The following is a 15,647-nucleotide window of genomic DNA, read 5'->3' as shown; positions in this document are numbered from 1 at the left end:
ACGAACTGACACCGATTTGGAGAAGCGACATGAAAAGCCTGCGGGGCAAGGTCGCGGTCGTGACCGGTGGCGCGAACGGGATCGGCGAGGCAGTGGTGAGGACGCTGGCTTCGTACGGCACCACCGTCGTCATCGCCGACAAGGACGGTCCGCGAGCGGCCGCGGTCGCCGAAGAAGTCACGGCCGAGGGTGGCACGGCGTCGGCGATCGAGACCGACGTCCGGGAGGAGGCGCAGATCGTGGCGCTGCTGAGGGAAACCGTCGAACGGTACGGGCGTCTCGACATCCTCGACAACAACGCCGCGGCGCTCGAGCTCATCCCGGACGACCCCGACGTGACCGGCAGCCAGGCGGCGGTGTGGCTGGACACGATGAGGGTCAATGCACTGGGCCCGCTGCTGGCTTGCAAGCACGCGATTCCATTGATGATCTCCTCCGGCGGCGGCAGCATCGTCAACATGGGGTCGGTCTCCGGCGTGGCGGGTGAGGCGAACATGCTGGCCTACGGGATGTCGAAGGCCGCGATCATGCACCTCACGCGGGCGGTGGCCGCGCAATGGGGCAAGTCGGGAATCCGGTGCAATGCGGTCGCGCCGGGCCTGGTGCTCACGCCGAACACCGCGGCCGCGATGCCCGAAAAGACGCAGGAGATCTACGTCAGGCACAGTCTCACGCCGTACGTGGGGCGGCCGCAAGATATCGCGAACGTCGTGGCGTTCCTCGCCTCCGACGAGTCACGGTACGTCTCAGGGCACATCGTGTACGCCGACGGAGGGATCAGCTCGTCGTTGCCGATCCTCGCTGACACCCGCGACCTGGTCACGGCGGCAGAAAGGACCTCCCAGTGAAGACGAATCAGGCAACCGGCGACCAGAAATCGCTGCTGGACAAGGCAGTCCAGATGTTCTTGGCCGCGACCCCGCCGGTCGGGGCACCGATCGAGGAGTGGCGCGCGGGGTTCGAGGCGCTCGCGGCGAGCTTCGAGATCGCGGTCGATGCGGAGATCGAGGAGATCGACGCTGGCGGGGTCCCGGGCAGGCTGGTACGTGCGCCGGGAGCACGCCAGGACCGCGTGGTCATCCATTTCCACAGCGGTGGCTACGTGCAGGGTTCCTCGTTGTCGTACCGGGATTTCGCTTACCGGCTCTCGGCCGCGACCGGTCTGTCGGTGTTGGTCCCCGACTACCGGCTGGCACCGGAGAACCCGTACCCGGCCGCAGTCGAGGACGCGAAGACCGTCTACGAGTGGGCGCTGGAGGCCTGGCGCCCCGAGCACATCGTGATCAGCGGTGACTCGGCCGGCGGCGGGCTGGCGATGGCGACCCTGCTCGCGCTGCGGGATGCCAGCCAACCGAAACCGGCCGCGGCCTTTGCGATCTCGCCGTTACTCGACCTGGCGGGGGAGGGCCTGTCGATGCGGGAGTGCGCGGACTGTGATCCGCTGATCGATCGGACGATGGTCGTGGAGATGGGCAAGGTCTACATCGGTGACCGGGACCCACACGACCATCCGTACTGCTCACCGTTGTGGGGCGAGCACCACGACCTGCCCCCGTTATTGTTGCTGGCCAGTAACTCGGAGGTGTTGCGGGATGATTCCGTCCGCATGGCCGAGAGCGTGCGGGCGGCCGGGGGATCGGCGGAGCTTTCGTTGCCTGCTGACATGGTGCACATCTGGACGCTTTTCCCGTTCCTCGAGCAGGCGTCCGACAGCCTGCGGACGATCCGCGGCTTCGTCAAGTCGCATGTGGACCCGTGAACGCGTTGCGGGGTGAGGTCGCGTTCGTCACCGGCGGCGGGGCCGGGATCGGTTTGGCTTGTGCGGTCGAACTGGCGCGTCGGGGTGCGCGGGTCATGATCACCGATATCGACGAGGCTGCCGCCAGGGAGGTGGCGTCGAGTATCGGTGGTGCCGCGTTCGCGCTCGATGTTCGCGATCCTGTCGCGGTCGATGCGGCAGTGGCGGCCACGGTCGAGGAGTTCGGTTCGCTGACCGTGGCGGTCAACAACGCCGGGGTGGGCGTTCCGACACCCTTTCGCACGGCGGAGGTGACTGACGCGGAATGGCGGCGTGTGCTGACGGTCAACCTCGACGGTGTTTTCCATTGCCTGCGGGCGGAGACCGGGGTGATGGCGGGACGCGGTGGTGGGTCGATCGTGAACATCGGTTCGATCGGTTCGCTGGTGGGGCTGCCGGGTGCCGTCACCTACACCGCGGCGAAGCACGCCGTCCTGGGTATGACCAAGGCTGTGGCCGCGGAGTATGCGGCTGATGGTGTACGTGTCAACCTGGTCACGCCGGGCTATGTGGACACGGCGATCTCGCCGCGCTCGCCCGAGCAGAAGGCCGCGCTGGCGGCGAAGCATCCGCTGGGCAGGCTCGCCACATCCGAGGAAGTCGCCGCCGTGGTGTGCTTTCTGGCTTCGCGCGAGTCGTCGTTCGTGACCGGCTCGTATTACTCGGTCGACGGTGGGTTCACCGCCCTCTGATCGGATGGGTTGCTGGTCGACACTACCGCGATCTAGGGGTATGCCAGGATGGGATCTGGCCGGCAACTAATGGGCGATGCCCTCCGCCTTCTCAGCTTGCCAAGTTCCTCGCCGGCTGGGCCCGGCCGCTGGGGTTGGTTGAATCGGTCTGCCCCGGTACCGGTGGCGCGCCACGACGAGGTTCCGCTGCGGCGCTGTAGCAGGCACCGCAGGCCGACACGAGGACAGTGGTGCTGCGCGCGAGCGGCACCATGAGCCCGGATACCGCAGTCTCGCGGCAGATGCCGTGGTCGTGGCCCATGGGCCGGCACAGACAGCCACACCTGTTGTCGATGAGGTGTACTGCAGGGACTTCGCGCAAGTGCTCGACATCCGACCGACTGGCGAACCGACGCGGTGGCGGTGTGGTTGCGGTCATGGCACTCCTCGTCGTCGGCTTGACGACCCCGCGAAGCCACTGTAGCAGATTTAGCAAACAAGCGTTAGGGAGTGGAGGGTGTGTCGTTCCGGAAGCGATGTCGATGTCTGTCGATGTCAATGTCCGAAGAGGACCTTGTCGGCGCCGACGGTCACGGATGGCAGGTCGCCATGCGCGTGCTAGGGCCGGAGCGGGGGACTCGCCAGCCGGAGCGGGGACTCGCCTGCGGGAGCGGTCAGTTGATCGCGGCGAGTGTGCGGAACCGGCTGCCGTGGAAGATCAACGGTGCGGCGCCAGGATTGGCCCGCAGGCCGTGGATGCGGAGCAGAGCGATCGAGTGGTCGCCTGCAGGGACTTCGCGTTCGATGGAGCAGTCCAGCCACGCTGTGGCTCCGTGGATGTACACGGCGCCGCCGGCGGTGGCTGCCCAGGACACACCGGCGAACCGGTCGCCCTCTTTCCGCGACAGGCTACGGCACTGTGCGTCGTGGCCCTCGGCGAGCACGCTAACCCCGAGTCGGGCGCGGGGCCGTAGCTTCGGCCAGGTCGTCGAGGTGTTCTGTACACACACCGAGACGAGGGGCGGGTCCACCGAGACCGACGTGAATGAGCTGGCGGCCATGCCGGTCGGTACCCCGCCGATCAGTGCGCAAACGGCCGTCACGCCCGACGGGAAGCACCCGAATGCCTCGCGCAGCGCGTCTTTCTCGCCGGCCAGTGGGGGAAGTTCGATCACCATGTCTCCCAGGTTTGACAGCTGTCAGCAGATCGTCGCGAGTACCGCGCCCCGTAGTCCGGCACCGGTGAACGGGTCGTAGCGGTGGAGGTGGAACCGCCAGGAGCCGTCCTCGTACCGGAACTCATCGGTGTAGCAGCCCATCGTTACCAGCCGGACCGCTTCCTCGTCCGCGGTGACGACCTGTACGTAGGCGGAACCTGTCGCGGTCTTTCCGGGTGCGGGATCCACGACGACGTTGGACACGAAATGGCGGATACCGGGGGTGCCTGCGCTGCGCGCCAGCTCGACGATCTCGTCGCGGCCGACCACCGGATCCGTACCGGGTCCGCGCACGAAGGTGGCGGCCGACGTGAACAGGGCGCCGAACTTCTCGCCCTGCCCGTCGTCGTAATACTTGGCGTACCGGGCGTACAGCTCGCCGATCTCCAAACGTACCAACGGATTCAGTGGACCTTCGTACTGCATCGACACTCCTGGCCGGCTACTTCAGCAAGGCGCCGGCGTCCACCGGCAGCGCGACACCGGTGATGAACCGAGCCTCATCGGAGACCAGGAACAGCAGGGCGTTGGCGATGTCCTCGGGCTGGACCCAGGGCGTGGGCAGCACTTGCAGCGTGCGTGCGGCTTCCAGGAAGTCGTCCCGGGTCGGGTTCTCCAGGTCGGGACGGAACATCCGGTGGGTCGCCTCGTTGTCTGCCATCGGGGTGGCGACCTGCGTGGGATGGATGCTGTTGACGCGGATGTTGTCCGGTCCGAGCTCGAGAGCCAATGACCGGGCGAGCCCGAGTACGCCGTGCTTGGCGGCCACGTAGTGCGGGACATTGGCGAACGGGTGCAGGCCGGCGACCGAGTTGGTGATCACGATCGCGCCGCCGCGTCCGCCGTCCTGGATGTGCGGGATGGTGGCCCGGCAGGTGTGGTAGACGCCGTTCAGGTTGATGTCGATCATGTCCCGCCAGATGTGGGGTTCCATACCTGCGACCGTGGTCGGCGCTGCCGCGATGCCGGCGTTCGCGGCCACGATGTCGAGCCTGCCGAGTTCGGCCACGCTGCTGCCGACAAATTCGGTGAGGGCCTGCACATCGCGTACGTCGACCACTGCCGTGCGGGCCCGGCGGCCAAGCGCTTCCACCGCCTTCCCAGTTTCGGCCAGCTCCTCGCGGGTGCCGCCCGGGTACGGCACACCGGGAATGTCCTCGCAGATGTCGATGGCGATGATGTCGGCGCCCTCGCGCGCGAGCGTCACGGCGTGCGCTCGGCCCTGGCCGCGGGCTGCCCCGGTGATGAAGGCGACCTTGTCCTCGACACGTCCAGCCATGATCACGAGCTCCTTTGCTGGTCGATGGACGATGGTGCGGCCGTGCCGGGAAGCAGATGTCCCAACCGGTCGCGCTTGGTGCGCAGGTAGCGCACGTTATGGGGGTTGTGGCTGATCGGTAGGCTGACCCGTCCGACGATCTCCAGCCCGTACCCGTCGAGCCCGCCGTACTTGGCGGGGTTGTTGGTGATGAGGCGGAGTTTCCGGATGCCGAGATGGCCAAGGACCTGGGCGCCGACGCCGTAGCTGCGTGAGTCGACGGGCAGGCCCTGCGCGAGGTTCGCGTCCACTGTGTCCAGACCTTGTTCCTGCAACGCGTAAGCGCGGATCTTGTGGCCGAGACCGATTCCCCGGCCCTCGTGGCCACGCAGGTAGACGACTGCTCCGCAACCTTCCTCAGCGATCGCCTGGAGGGCCTGTTCCAGCTGTGCTCCGCAATCGCAGCGCAGCGAACCGACGATGTCGCCGGTCAGGCATTCGCTGTGCACGCGCACCAAAGCGCCGCGCTCGGTCCGACCTGCCGCGGCGATGTCACCGAGAACGAGTGCGAGGTGCTCGGTGCCGTCCAGTCGCGACCGGTAGGCCACCGCCCGGAATTCCCCGAAAACAGTCGGCATCGCGGACTCGCCGACTGGCTCCACCAGTTCCTCGGTCGCCCGCCGGTACCGGACTAGGTCCGCGATCGCGAGCAGCGGGAGGTCGTGCTCGCTGGCGAACGCAGTGAGTGCGGCGCCGCGGAGCATCTCACCGTCGGCGCCCACCAGCTCACTGATCACGCCGACTGGGGTGCGGCTCGTCAGGCGCAGCAGATCAACCGCGGCCTCGGTGTGCCCGGCCCGGACCAGCACGCCCCCGTCGCGAGCGCGGAGGGGGAAAAGATGGCCGGGCCGACGCAGGTTCTCGGGCCTGGTGGCGGGTTCTGCCAGTGCGCGGCAGGTGCGCACCCGTGCGGAGGCCGCGACACCGGTGCCTGCGTCACGATGGTCCACCGGGACCGTGAACGCCGTGCCGTGCGCGTCAGTGTTGTGCTCGACCATGAGCGGCAGGCCGAGCGTGTCGGCGCGTTCGCCGGTCATCGGGGCACACACGATCCCGGTCGAGTGCCGGACCAGGAACGTCATCTGCGCCGGCGTGATGCATTCGGCGGCGAGGACAAGATCACCCTCGTTCTCGCGGTCGTGGTCGTCGGTGACGACAACCATCCGGCCGTCTGCGAGCGCGGCGACGGCTTGGTGGACTGCTTCGGCCGGTGTCAGGGGCACGGGAAAGACCTCCTCGTTTCCGTGCGGGGTGTCAGCCGCGGAAGTGCGCGATCGCCTGCTTGAGGCCGATCTCCTTGATCAGTTCCTGTAACTCGGAGACGTCAGGTGTGGTGTGAATCAGCGCGTCGGTGTCGGCCCCGATACCGGCGATGGTGAGGAACCCGCTCAGCTCCTGCACGCGATTGATCGCGAGCTTCTTCATCCGCAGGATCGATGCGGGTGTTTTCGCGATAGACAGCGCGAGCTCCCGTACGTACTGCTCCAGCGCGCCGGCGGGGACCGCAGTGTTGGCGAACCCCCATGCGGCGGCCGTGCACCCATCGATCCGCCGCCCGGGTACGAACGACATCTCCTTGGCCCGCTGCGGCCCGACCTGGAACGACCACAGCGGCGAGATGAACCCGCCGCCGAGCGGTATCGCAGGTGAGGCGGCGATTTGTGTGTCTTCGGCGACCACGGTGAGATCGCAGAACAACGAGAGCTGGGTGGCGCCGGCCATGCAGTAGCCGTGGACCGCGGCAATGACCGGCTGCGGATGCTTCCAGATGCGGGTGAAGCGCTCGATGTAGGCCGCCTGGCGGTCGCGATCCGCGACAGAGCTGCGCTTGTGTGCGTCGCCAATCTCCTCCGACTCGCGCGAAACATCGTAACCCGCGGAGAAGGCGTCCCCCTCGCCTCGTAGGATCACCACCCGGGCGTCCGAGGCCTCGAGGGCGGTCAGGTGCGCGACCAGCTCGTCCAGCATGCGCATCGACAGCGCATTGAGCCGGTCAGGCCTGGAGAAAGTCAGCCACGCTATCGGTCCCTCGCGCTCGAGGGTGACCTCTGGCTTCGCCTCCGGCGATCCCTGCTGCACCGCACCGACCTCCTCGGCCATTCACAACCGATCGTTTGGTTGTGTCTTTCAGATGTTGAGTGATGAGCAGCATATACAGGCTAGACTCTTTTTGTCATTGACTTGACGGTGAGTTGGTTCATAGTCTGCCTGATAGTTGGTTGGTTACCTGGGAAGTAGAGGTGGCGATGACGCTGTCCGAGCGTGCGGACCTGGCGCGGTTTCGCGAGGACGCTGCACGATGGTTGCGCGAGGCTGTGCCGGAGCGCTGGCGGAGCCAGCGCAGCTCGCTTTCACCAGCTGAGCTCACCGGGATCCGCCGGGATTGGGACAAGCAACTGCACCGTGCCGGCTACGCGGGACTCTCCCTGCCGGCCGAATATGGCGGGCAAGGTTTAGGCCTGGCCGAAGAGGTTGCTTTCCACGAGCTCGCGGCGCGCGCTCATGCGCCGGAGGGCTTTGGCCGGATCGGCAAGATCCTCACCGCGCCCACGCTCATTGCGCATGGGACTCCTGAGCAGCAGGCTCGGTTCCTACCGGGAATCCTTTCCGGCGAGCAGATCTGGTGCCAGGGTTTTTCCGAGCCCGGCGCGGGCTCCGACCTTGCCAGCGTTTCCACGAGTGCGCGCCGGGACGGCGACGGTTACCGCGTCACCGGGCAGAAGATTTGGACCAGTTTCGCGGACGTCGCCGATCGCAGCCTGCTTCTTGCGAAGACCAATCCCGATGCGCCGCGATATCGCAATCTGTCGATGTTGTTGCTCGACATGCGGCAACCGGGAGTCACCGTCCGGCCGATCAAACAGATCTCCGGCGTCTCGCATTTCGCGGAGGTCTTCTTCGAGGACGTCTGGGTCGCCGACGAGGACCGGCTCGGAGGCGAAAGTGAGGGGTGGCAGGTCGCGATGACAGTGCTGCAGAACGAGCGCGGCGCGATCGAGGGGATCACCCGCTATGTCGAGATGCGCGGCGACATGGACCTGCTGTTGCACTGCTGCGCGGCCCGGGTCGGGCGCACACTCGATGCCGCGGACTTCGAGGTCCGGCTCGAGCTGGTGCGCTGGCAGGTGAGCAAAGCCGTCGAGCTCGCCAACGATCCAGCGGCATTCGCCCGCGCATCCGCGGTCCTGAAGGTGACCTGGAGCGAGCTGTGGCAGGAGATGACCCAGCTCGCCATTGCGGCCTCGTGCCCGGTGCACCGCGCGCACTGGCGCCACCAGTACCTGGAGACCAGGGCGTCGTCGATCTACTCCGGTTCTTCGGAGATCCAGCGCAACATCATGGCCGAGCGGGTGCTCGGCCTGCCGAAGTGAGGGGCGATGACACAGTTGACTGCGGGCAAGATCGGGAACCTGGCCGCCGAGGGCATCCGTGACCTGCTGGCCCGGTCACTTGGCGGCGAGCCGGTGCTGCGCTACACGGAGGAGCCGGGGCTTGACTGGGCCACGCTGCGGGAGGGGGGTTGGGACGAGATCGGCGTTCCGGAAGAGGTCGGGGGAGCGGGCGCCTCGCTGCGTGATCTCACCGAGATCGCGATCACCTGGGGTGAGTTCTGTGTCCCGCTGCCCCTGATCGTCACGCTCGCCGCGAAGCGCTGGTCGGCCATCGCCCGCGAGCACACCGGTCCGGTGACGGTGGCGGTTGCGGGCGGGGCGCTTGTGGCCCCCTTCGGCGGCGAGCCGGACGTCCGGGTCCTGGCCGGGTGTGGTGTCGAACCGGATGCGTTCCTGTCCCGTACCACCGGCGAGACAGATGGGTTCGCATTGACACTGCGGCCGGTCACAGCGGACCAGGCCACAGCCTTCGGCGCCGAGGCCGCACGTGAGCTTGCCGTGCTGTGGGCGGCGGAGGGCGTGGGCGCAGCCAAGCGGTGCCTCCGCGATGCAGTCGACTATGCCAAGGGGCGCAAGCAGTTCGGTGTCCCGATCGGCAGCTTCCAGGCGATCAAGCACCGCACGGCGCACATGCTGGAGCTCACCGAACGCGCGGAGACTGCAGTGTTGTGGGCGGCCGCCGACGGCTACTGCGATGGAGCCGAGTCGATCAGCACACGGCGCCTCGTGTTGCATGCGCTCGCGACGGCGCGGGAGATCGTGGAGAGCGCGATCCAGGTGCACGGCGGGATGGGCATCACCTGGGAGATGGGCGTGCACGTTTACCTGCGCCACGTGGTCACGCTACGGGAGCTGGTGCAGGGCCTGCTTCACGAAACCAATTGACGACAACGGAGTCGGAAGGGAAACACGTTATGGGTCGTGTCGAAGGAAAAGTCGCTTTCATCACTGGTGCCGCCCGTGGACAGGGGCGAACACATGCCATCAGGCTCGCCGAAGAGGGCGCCGACATCATCGCCGTGGATCTCTGCGGTCCGATCGACGCGGTCAACTATCCGATGTCCACCCCGGCGGAGCTCGAGGAGACCGCTCGCGAGGTCGAGAAACGTGGTCGCCGGGCGCTGGTCAGGGTGGCCGACGTGCGTGACCAGGCGGCGCTGGCCACCGTCGTGGCCGAGGGGGTAGCCGAGTTCGGCAGGCTCGATATCGTGGTGGCGAACGCGGGCATCCTTGCGATCAGTCTCACCGAGCCCGAGGACCCCGAGCAGCGTCAGCAGGTCTGGCAGACCACTGTGGACATCAACCTCAGCGGCGTGTGGAATACCGTCGAGGCAGCCGCGCCCGCGATGGTCCGTGCCGGCAACGGCGGCGCCATCGTGCTGACATCGTCTACGCAGGGGCTTCGATATGCCGCGAACAACGATCTCAGCCTGACTGCGTACACCGTCACCAAGCACGGGGTTGTCGGGCTGATGCGGTGCACCGCAGCCGACCTCGCGCCACACGGGATTCGCGTCAACAGCGTCCACCCGACAGGTGTCAACACGCCCATGGTGACCAACGACGTCATGGCCGAGTACGGTGCGAAACATCCGCGGCTGGGCGAGCTCATGGGAAACCTGCTTCCGGTCGGTGTGGTCGAACCGGAAGACATCACCGAAGCCGTGCTGTACCTGGTCTCCGACTCGGGTCGCTACGTCACCGGGGTCACGCTCCCTGTGGACGCCGGGCACCTCATCGCATAGCCCGGGGGATCAGCCGTAGTCGTGGTGCTCCACCAGCAGGCCGTCGCGGACGGTCATGAACGTGCCGAGGTCCAGGCTCGCGGTCTCGCCCGCGGCGGCCTAGCCAGGCACGTCAGCCGCGGCCTTGCCGCTGCACGTGTACTCGACGAAGACCCGGTTGCCGACGGTAGCGATGCTGCGTCGATTGCTGAAAACCCTGTTGCTGAACAGTTTTCCGTACGTCTCGAACAGCTGACGGGCCGGTTCCTTTAGGCTCCCGCGCTGGAGGCCGACACCGGGACGCTAACGAACCACCCGTTAGATTGACAATCAGAGCGAGGTGTCCGAAGGTCGCAAACCATGCATTGACTAGGTCACATGCTGTGGCTACGCTCGCCAAACAGTCGGTTGGTTGTCACCTTGGTTGTCAGCCGCGGCAACCGGGCTGCCCGCAGATCGGACGGGTGGAGCCCGGACGAAACATTCGGCAAAGGAGCTACCTGTGCACGCTGCTGTGTTCCAGACCCCGTTCATGCCGCCGACACGGTCGGCGAGGGAGGTGTTCAAGTGGGCGGTCGACCGCGCGACAGTCGCCGACCAGGCCGGCTGTACGGAGTACTGGGTCGGTGAGCACGCGACTCAGTCGTGGGAATCCATCCCGAACCCGGAGATGGTGTTGTCGGCCTGTGCGATGAACACCGAGAACATCATTCTGGCCCCGGGCGCCCACTTGCTCCCGTACCACAACCCCGCATCCCTGGCGATCCAGGTTGCCTGGCTGACGCAGGTGCTGGAGGGTCGCTACATCCTCGGCGTGGGCGCCGGAGCCTATCCCGCGGACGGAGCGCTGCGCGGGCTCACGGATCTGTCGAAGAACCACAAAATGGTCGGCGAGGCGATCGACATCATGGAACGGGTCTGGAAGGGTGAACCGTTCCACTTCGAGGGCGAGTACTTCAGCGCCGGGTTCCCGGAAGAGGACCCGGCTCACCCGTTCCGGAACATGTTGCCCTACGGCGGCAATGTGAGGATGGGGGTGACCGGCCTGAGCGCCAACTCGCCGTCGATCCGCTTCGCCGGCCTGCGTGGTTACCTGCCGCTGTCGGTGTACTCGGGCAGCGCCTTCCTGAAGAACCACTGGAAGGTCTACTCGGAGGCCGCGGCCGAGGCCGGCCGTTCGGCCGAGCGCGAGGTCCACCACGTGGTGCGGGACGTCTTCGTTGCCGAGACTGACGCCGAGGCCAAGCGCCTCGCAAAGCAAGGTGGCATGGGCGCGGCGTGGACCGAGTACCTGCTGCCGGTGTATAAGCAGTTCGGCATCCTCAACGGCCTTGCCGAGGGCACGGGTGTGGACCCGTCGGACATCGATGTGGACTTCCTCGCCGAGCACGTGTGGATCTGCGGCAGCCCGGACACCGTTGTGGCCAAGTTCGAGGAGTTCCAGGAAGAGGTCGGCGGGTTCGGCACGATCATGACCTACGACTACGACTACATTGACGACCCGTCGCCGTGGAACGAGTCGCTGCGCCTGCTCGCGCAGGAGGTCGCGCCGCGGGTGAAGCTGCCCGTGTCGGCGGCGAGCTGAGCAAACGCGTACGGCAGGACAGGGGCGTCCGCGCGAGGGTGCGGGCGCCCCTGTCGGTGTGGCTGGGACTGCGGCTGCGATCAAGCCGAAACTAGGCCTGGGACTGGGTTCGCCAGCGAGGCCAGTGTCATGTCGGTGTAGATGCCCGCGATCTCTTCGGGTGAGTACAGCCCATCCGGCCGGTACCAGGTGGAGATGTTGTTCAGCGCGCCGATGATCAGCTGAGCCGCGACCCGCGGATCGACGTCTGTGCGGATCCTGTCCTCGCTGCGCGCCCTGTCGATCAGCGAACGGATGAAGGCGTGGAACTCGCGGCCCTGGGTGCGCACCTCCTCGAGGCGGTCGCCGGTGAGCCACTTTCCTTCGTTGAAGTAGATGTGCACCCGTTCGATATTGGTGAGGTACCAGATTGCGGTCTTGTGCAGAAAAGTGCGCAGCTGATCCAAGGGGGTGTCCGCGGAGTCCAGTGACTCCTGCATGATCATCGACGACTGCTTGTGCGACTCGACGCAGATTCGGGCCAGCAGCTCCTCTTTGGAGGAGATGTAGTGGTACAGGCTGCCTTTCAGCACGCCGACGATGTCGGCGACGTCCCGCAGCGAGGCCGCCGCGTAGCCCTTCTTGTGGAAGACCTCGATCGCCGCGGCGAGAATCTCTGGTTCCCGGTTGCGCCGGTCGATGGTCCGTCCCTTGGGCCTGGTCGCCATCGTCGTCCCCTCATGCTCGATATGGCCGATATCGTCCCGAGGCGTCCCAGGTCGGCACCGCAGCGCCGACGGCGTGGGCCGAAATTTCGCCTGTCGGCCGCCCGGAAAGGCCAACCAACAGTGTATAGCAAACGGTGAAACACGTCTGCAGGACTTGCGATAATCCCGTCCATAACCCGAATTTCGACCAACCAATTGAGTACCAACCATCTGTTTGGTAGATTCTCGCGAGGGTAAGCCCGGCGCACACCGGCGCCGCCGGGTGTCGAACGACCTCGAATCACGTCAAGGAGTGTCATGACCGTCGATTCCGCCGATGTTGCCCGGATCCTCGCGGCGCTGGACGAGTCCACTTGGGAGCAGGCCGAAATCGTCGTCGGCGACGTCCGGATCGCAGTGGGGCGGCACGGCCTGCCCTCGGCCGCGACGCCGCCGACCCTGTCCTCGGTGGCGGCGCCTGAACCTGCGCAGCCCCGCGCGGTCGAGCCGGAACCGGTCGCGCGGGCGGCCACCGAGACTGCCAGGACAGACGACCATGTGATCAACTCCCCGAGCGTGGGCGTGTTCTGGCGCGCGCCATCGCCGGGAGCAGCCCCCTTCGTCGAGGTCGGAGCCGGCGTCTCGGCCGGCGACACGATTGGCATCGTGGAAGTGATGAAGCTGATGAACAACGTGGTCACGACGGTCGCGGGCACGGTGACGGCTGTGTTCCCAGCGAACGCCGAACAGGTGGAGGCGGGTACCCCGCTCGTCGCGATCCGTATGAACGCGTGAGAGGAACTGAGATGACCAGTCCCGCCATCGAGTTCGTGGACCAGACGCTGCGTGACGGCCAGCAAAGCCTGTGGGGCCTGCGGATGCGGGCTTACCAGGCCACCGATGCACTGCCACATCTGGACCGCACCGGGTTCCGGGTGGTCGACCTGACCGGCCCGGGGATGTTCACTGTGCTGTTGCGGGAGTTCAAAGACGACCCGTGGGCCTCGACGGACTTCCTGGTGCGGAACCTGCCGAACAGCACGCTGCGGGCCGGCATGCGCACGACTGCGGTGATCGGGTTCGCGATGTCGCCCGACTCGATCGTCGACCTGTGGGTGCAGACGCTGATCAAGCACGGTGTCACAAGTTTCTGGATCTACGACTGTCTCTACGACATGCCAACCATGCACCGGCTGGCGAAGGTGATCCACCAAGCCGGCGGACAGGCCGTTCCGGCGATCATGTACGGGCTGACGGGTGTTCACGACGACGCGTTCTTCGCCGCCAAAGCCAAGGAGATGGCGAGCTGGGACGGCGTGGAGACGATCTACGTCGAGGACGCGCCGGGCGTGCTCACCCCGGAGCGTGCCCGCACGCTGCTGCCCGCGATCCGGTCCGCAACTGGCTCGATCCCGCTCGAGTTGCACTGCCACGCGTCGACCGGCCTCGCGCAGCACAACTACATCGAGGGCATCAAAGCGGGTTTCACGATCCTGCACACCGCATCTCGCCCGATGGCGAACGGGCCGTCGCTGCCAAGCACAGAGGGCATGCTGCCGATCCTCGAATCGATCGGCGTCTCGCACAGGCTGGATGTCGACCAGTTGCCTCCGGTGGAGGAGAACTTCGTCTGGGCGGCCCGCGATGCCGGGTTCGAGCCGGGTGTGCCCGCGGAGTACGACCCGCGGATCTACCAACATCAGCTGCCGGGTGGGATGACCGGCACGCTGAAGAACCAGCTGGCCACGCACGGCATGGCGGACCGGCTGAACGAGGTGCTGGCCGAGATCCCGCGGGTGCGCGAGGAGCTGGGACACCCGATCATGGCCACGCCGTTCTCCCAGTTCGTCGGGATCCAAGCGGTGCTCAATATCGTCACCGGCGAGCGCTACCGGCTGGTCCCCGACGAGGTCGTGCACTACGTGCTGGAACACTACGGCCCACTGGCCGCGCCGTTGGACCCGGATGTGCGGGACCGCATCCTCTCCGGGAACAGGGCGCAGCAGCTCGCCGGCTGGGAACGCCCGCAGCCATCGATCCAGGAGATCCGCAAGAAGTTCCCGGCAGGGATGTCCGACGAAGAGCTCCTGCTGCGGTACCTGACGTCCGACGAGGAGGTCGACGCGATGAAGCAGGCTGGTCCTATTCGGACGGACCCCCGGCGTTCGGCCAACGCGATCGTGAACGAGGTGGTCGACCTGATCACCGAAGAGCGGTCGGTGACCTCGTTGCACATCAGCAGGCCCGGGTCGGAGATCCGGCTCGGGCGTAAGGGGGCCGCGTGATCGGCGAACCGGAGTACGACGCGTTACCCGAGCTCGGCAACCTCGGTATTCGGCATGCGTGGGACGTGCTGCCTGCTCCGCTCGGCACGCTGTCCAGGCTCGGTCCGCAGGACGTGCTGCATGCTGCCGGATTGGTTCGGACCGGTGACGTGATACCCCTCAACCTCAGCGTCGACGCGTTCGATCCGCCGCTTTTCGGCCGTACTCCGGTCAGGCACGAGGTTTTCCTGCACGACCGCAACACCTTCGAAGACACCCTTGGCGACTTCAACCCGCAGGCTTCGTCGCAATGGGACGGGCTTGCGCACGTACGGGCCCGCGAGCACGGCTGGTTCGGCGGTAGCACCAGCCAGGCCGAGGCGACGCGCACGCTGGGCATTCACCACTGGGCGGCGCGCGGCATCGTCGGCCGCGGGGTGCTGCTCGACATCGCCGCCCACAAGCAGCGTGCCGGCGGCGGCTACGATCCCTTCGGCGGCGACCCCGTCACCGCGGAGGACCTTGTCGCCGCGGCCGAAGAGGCCAGGGTGGAGCTCCGGCGCGGGGACGTGCTCTGCTTGCGGTTCGGTTGGACCACGGAGTACCGGCGGCGTGCTGCGGCCGGAGACGACATGCCCGCTGCCGTCAAGGCGTGGACGGGTCTGTCCGGCGCCGAATCCACCGCGCGGTTCCTCTGGAACACCGGGATCGCCGCCGTTGCGGCCGACAACCCCGCGGTCGAGCGCGGACCAGGATCGCGGGAGGACGGTTCCCTGCACCGCAGGCTGATCCCGGCACTCGGCTTCGCGCTCGCCGAGCTGCTCGACCTTGACACGCTCGCCGAGACCTGTGCACGCCAGCGGCGGGCCGAGTTCCTGTTCGCCGCTGTTCCGCTGCCGATCACCGGTGGGGTCAGCTCACCGGCGAACGCCATCGCGCTGCTGTAGTTGTCTGTCTACATCGAACGACCTTCTGTCTCCTCGTCCCCTAGC

17 protein-coding genes are annotated in these 15,647 nt (G+C 66.7%); 11 read left to right on the top strand and 6 right to left on the bottom strand.

The genetic code is table 11. The features are described 5' to 3' along the window. Positions 1 to 29 precede the first annotated feature (29 nt). Genes ABZ863_RS13635 through ABZ863_RS13625 form a run of 3 tightly spaced genes read left to right on the top strand, consistent with a single transcriptional unit; the run spans position 30 to position 2,490 of the window. The gene (locus tag ABZ863_RS13635) at positions 30 to 848 is read left to right on the top strand and encodes an SDR family oxidoreductase (protein WP_358534926.1); all 819 of its coding nucleotides are present in this window, start codon (positions 30 to 32) and stop codon (positions 846 to 848) included. Continuing rightward, positions 845 to 1,759, top strand: coding sequence for an alpha/beta hydrolase (locus ABZ863_RS13630; protein ID WP_358534924.1), 915 nt, complete (start codon positions 845 to 847; stop codon positions 1,757 to 1,759). The genes ABZ863_RS13635 and ABZ863_RS13630 overlap by 4 nt, the downstream gene beginning before the upstream one ends. Continuing rightward, on the top strand, positions 1,756 to 2,490 hold the full coding sequence (locus tag ABZ863_RS13625) for an SDR family NAD(P)-dependent oxidoreductase (RefSeq protein WP_358534922.1): 735 nt from the start codon (positions 1,756 to 1,758) through the stop codon (positions 2,488 to 2,490). The genes ABZ863_RS13630 and ABZ863_RS13625 overlap by 4 nt, the downstream gene beginning before the upstream one ends. 653 nt (positions 2,491 to 3,143) lie before the next feature. Here the strand turns inward: ABZ863_RS13625 and ABZ863_RS13620 are convergent. From ABZ863_RS13620 to ABZ863_RS13600, 5 genes are read right to left on the bottom strand one after another with little or no spacing between them, the layout of a single operon-like run. Then, positions 3,144 to 3,647: a flavin reductase family protein gene (locus tag ABZ863_RS13620; RefSeq protein ID WP_358534920.1), complete on the bottom strand. Its 504-nt coding sequence runs from the start codon at positions 3,645 to 3,647 to the stop codon at positions 3,144 to 3,146. Positions 3,648 to 3,668: 21 nt separating this feature from the next. Continuing rightward, positions 3,669 to 4,112: a nuclear transport factor 2 family protein gene (locus tag ABZ863_RS13615; RefSeq protein WP_358534918.1), complete on the bottom strand. Its 444-nt coding sequence runs from the start codon at positions 4,110 to 4,112 to the stop codon at positions 3,669 to 3,671. 16 nt (positions 4,113 to 4,128) lie between these two features. Continuing rightward, positions 4,129 to 4,965, bottom strand: coding sequence for a mycofactocin-coupled SDR family oxidoreductase (locus tag ABZ863_RS13610; RefSeq protein ID WP_358534916.1), 837 nt, complete (start codon positions 4,963 to 4,965; stop codon positions 4,129 to 4,131). 2 nt (positions 4,966 to 4,967) lie between these two features. Continuing rightward, entirely contained in the window at positions 4,968 to 6,227 is a 1,260-nt protein-coding gene (locus tag ABZ863_RS13605) for a bifunctional 3,4-dihydroxy-2-butanone-4-phosphate synthase/GTP cyclohydrolase II (RefSeq protein ID WP_358534914.1), read from the bottom strand. Positions 6,228 to 6,258: 31 nt separating this feature from the next. Next, positions 6,259 to 7,104 carry an enoyl-CoA hydratase-related protein gene (locus ABZ863_RS13600; protein ID WP_358534912.1) on the bottom strand — a complete coding sequence of 282 codons (846 nt, stop codon included), beginning with the start codon at positions 7,102 to 7,104 and terminating at the stop codon, positions 6,259 to 6,261. Between the two features lie 146 nt (positions 7,105 to 7,250). Here ABZ863_RS13600 and ABZ863_RS13595 point away from each other — a divergent pair, with 146 nt between their 5' ends. From ABZ863_RS13595 to ABZ863_RS13575, 5 genes are all read left to right on the top strand, one after another. Further along, positions 7,251 to 8,375, top strand: coding sequence for an acyl-CoA dehydrogenase family protein (locus tag ABZ863_RS13595; protein WP_358535064.1), 1,125 nt, complete (start codon positions 7,251 to 7,253; stop codon positions 8,373 to 8,375). Between the two features lie 6 nt (positions 8,376 to 8,381). Continuing rightward, positions 8,382 to 9,281, top strand: coding sequence for an acyl-CoA dehydrogenase family protein (locus ABZ863_RS13590; protein WP_358534910.1), 900 nt, complete (start codon positions 8,382 to 8,384; stop codon positions 9,279 to 9,281). 29 nt (positions 9,282 to 9,310) lie between these two features. Next, positions 9,311 to 10,141 (top strand): mycofactocin-coupled SDR family oxidoreductase, encoded by an 831-nt coding sequence (locus ABZ863_RS13585; RefSeq protein WP_358534908.1) that lies wholly within the window; start codon positions 9,311 to 9,313, stop codon positions 10,139 to 10,141. Between the two features lie 21 nt (positions 10,142 to 10,162). Beyond that, positions 10,163 to 10,393: a hypothetical protein gene (locus ABZ863_RS13580; protein WP_358534907.1), complete on the top strand. Its 231-nt coding sequence runs from the start codon at positions 10,163 to 10,165 to the stop codon at positions 10,391 to 10,393. Positions 10,394 to 10,622: 229 nt separating this feature from the next. Beyond that, entirely contained in the window at positions 10,623 to 11,705 is a 1,083-nt protein-coding gene (locus ABZ863_RS13575) for an LLM class flavin-dependent oxidoreductase (protein WP_358534905.1), read from the top strand. A gap of 80 nt (positions 11,706 to 11,785) precedes the next feature. On the opposite strand, the gene ABZ863_RS13570 is transcribed toward ABZ863_RS13575, so the two are convergent. After that, on the bottom strand, positions 11,786 to 12,412 hold the full coding sequence (locus tag ABZ863_RS13570) for a TetR/AcrR family transcriptional regulator (protein WP_358534903.1): 627 nt from the start codon (positions 12,410 to 12,412) through the stop codon (positions 11,786 to 11,788). A gap of 297 nt (positions 12,413 to 12,709) precedes the next feature. Here ABZ863_RS13570 and ABZ863_RS13565 point away from each other — a divergent pair, with 297 nt between their 5' ends. Genes ABZ863_RS13565 through ABZ863_RS13555 form a run of 3 tightly spaced genes read left to right on the top strand, consistent with a single transcriptional unit; the run spans position 12,710 to position 15,602 of the window. Next, positions 12,710 to 13,186, top strand: coding sequence for a biotin/lipoyl-containing protein (locus tag ABZ863_RS13565; protein WP_358534901.1), 477 nt, complete (start codon positions 12,710 to 12,712; stop codon positions 13,184 to 13,186). Positions 13,187 to 13,197: 11 nt separating this feature from the next. Further along, complete coding sequence (locus ABZ863_RS13560; RefSeq protein WP_358534899.1) at positions 13,198 to 14,676, top strand: carboxyltransferase; 1,479 nt, start codon at positions 13,198 to 13,200, stop codon at positions 14,674 to 14,676. After that, on the top strand, positions 14,673 to 15,602 hold the full coding sequence (locus ABZ863_RS13555; RefSeq protein WP_358534897.1) for a cyclase family protein: 930 nt from the start codon (positions 14,673 to 14,675) through the stop codon (positions 15,600 to 15,602). Before ABZ863_RS13560 ends, ABZ863_RS13555 begins: the two co-directional genes overlap by 4 nt. Positions 15,603 to 15,647: the final 45 nt, after the last annotated feature.

It is taken from the genome of Saccharomonospora sp. NPDC046836 (assembly GCF_040645195.1).
Classification (GTDB): Bacteria; Actinomycetota; Actinomycetes; order Mycobacteriales; family Pseudonocardiaceae; genus Prauserella_A.
This window is presented reverse-complemented; position numbering and strand designations above follow the sequence as displayed.

Coding starts and splice junctions, on each gene's coding strand:
- ABZ863_RS13635 (WP_358534926.1), top strand. CDS start 30: ATGAAAAGCCTGCGGGGCAAGGTCGCGGTCGTGACCGGTGGCGCGAAC.
- ABZ863_RS13620 (WP_358534920.1), bottom strand. CDS start 3,647: ATGGTGATCGAACTTCCCCCACTGGCCGGCGAGAAAGACGCGCTGCGC.
- ABZ863_RS13615 (WP_358534918.1), bottom strand. CDS start 4,112: ATGCAGTACGAAGGTCCACTGAATCCGTTGGTACGTTTGGAGATCGGC.
- ABZ863_RS13610 (WP_358534916.1), bottom strand. CDS start 4,965: ATGGCTGGACGTGTCGAGGACAAGGTCGCCTTCATCACCGGGGCAGCC.
- ABZ863_RS13600 (WP_358534912.1), bottom strand. CDS start 7,104: ATGGCCGAGGAGGTCGGTGCGGTGCAGCAGGGATCGCCGGAGGCGAAG.
- ABZ863_RS13595 (WP_358535064.1), top strand. CDS start 7,251: ATGACGCTGTCCGAGCGTGCGGACCTGGCGCGGTTTCGCGAGGACGCT.
- ABZ863_RS13590 (WP_358534910.1), top strand. CDS start 8,382: ATGACACAGTTGACTGCGGGCAAGATCGGGAACCTGGCCGCCGAGGGC.
- ABZ863_RS13585 (WP_358534908.1), top strand. CDS start 9,311: ATGGGTCGTGTCGAAGGAAAAGTCGCTTTCATCACTGGTGCCGCCCGT.
- ABZ863_RS13570 (WP_358534903.1), bottom strand. CDS start 12,412: ATGGCGACCAGGCCCAAGGGACGGACCATCGACCGGCGCAACCGGGAA.
- ABZ863_RS13565 (WP_358534901.1), top strand. CDS start 12,710: ATGACCGTCGATTCCGCCGATGTTGCCCGGATCCTCGCGGCGCTGGAC.
- ABZ863_RS13560 (WP_358534899.1), top strand. CDS start 13,198: ATGACCAGTCCCGCCATCGAGTTCGTGGACCAGACGCTGCGTGACGGC.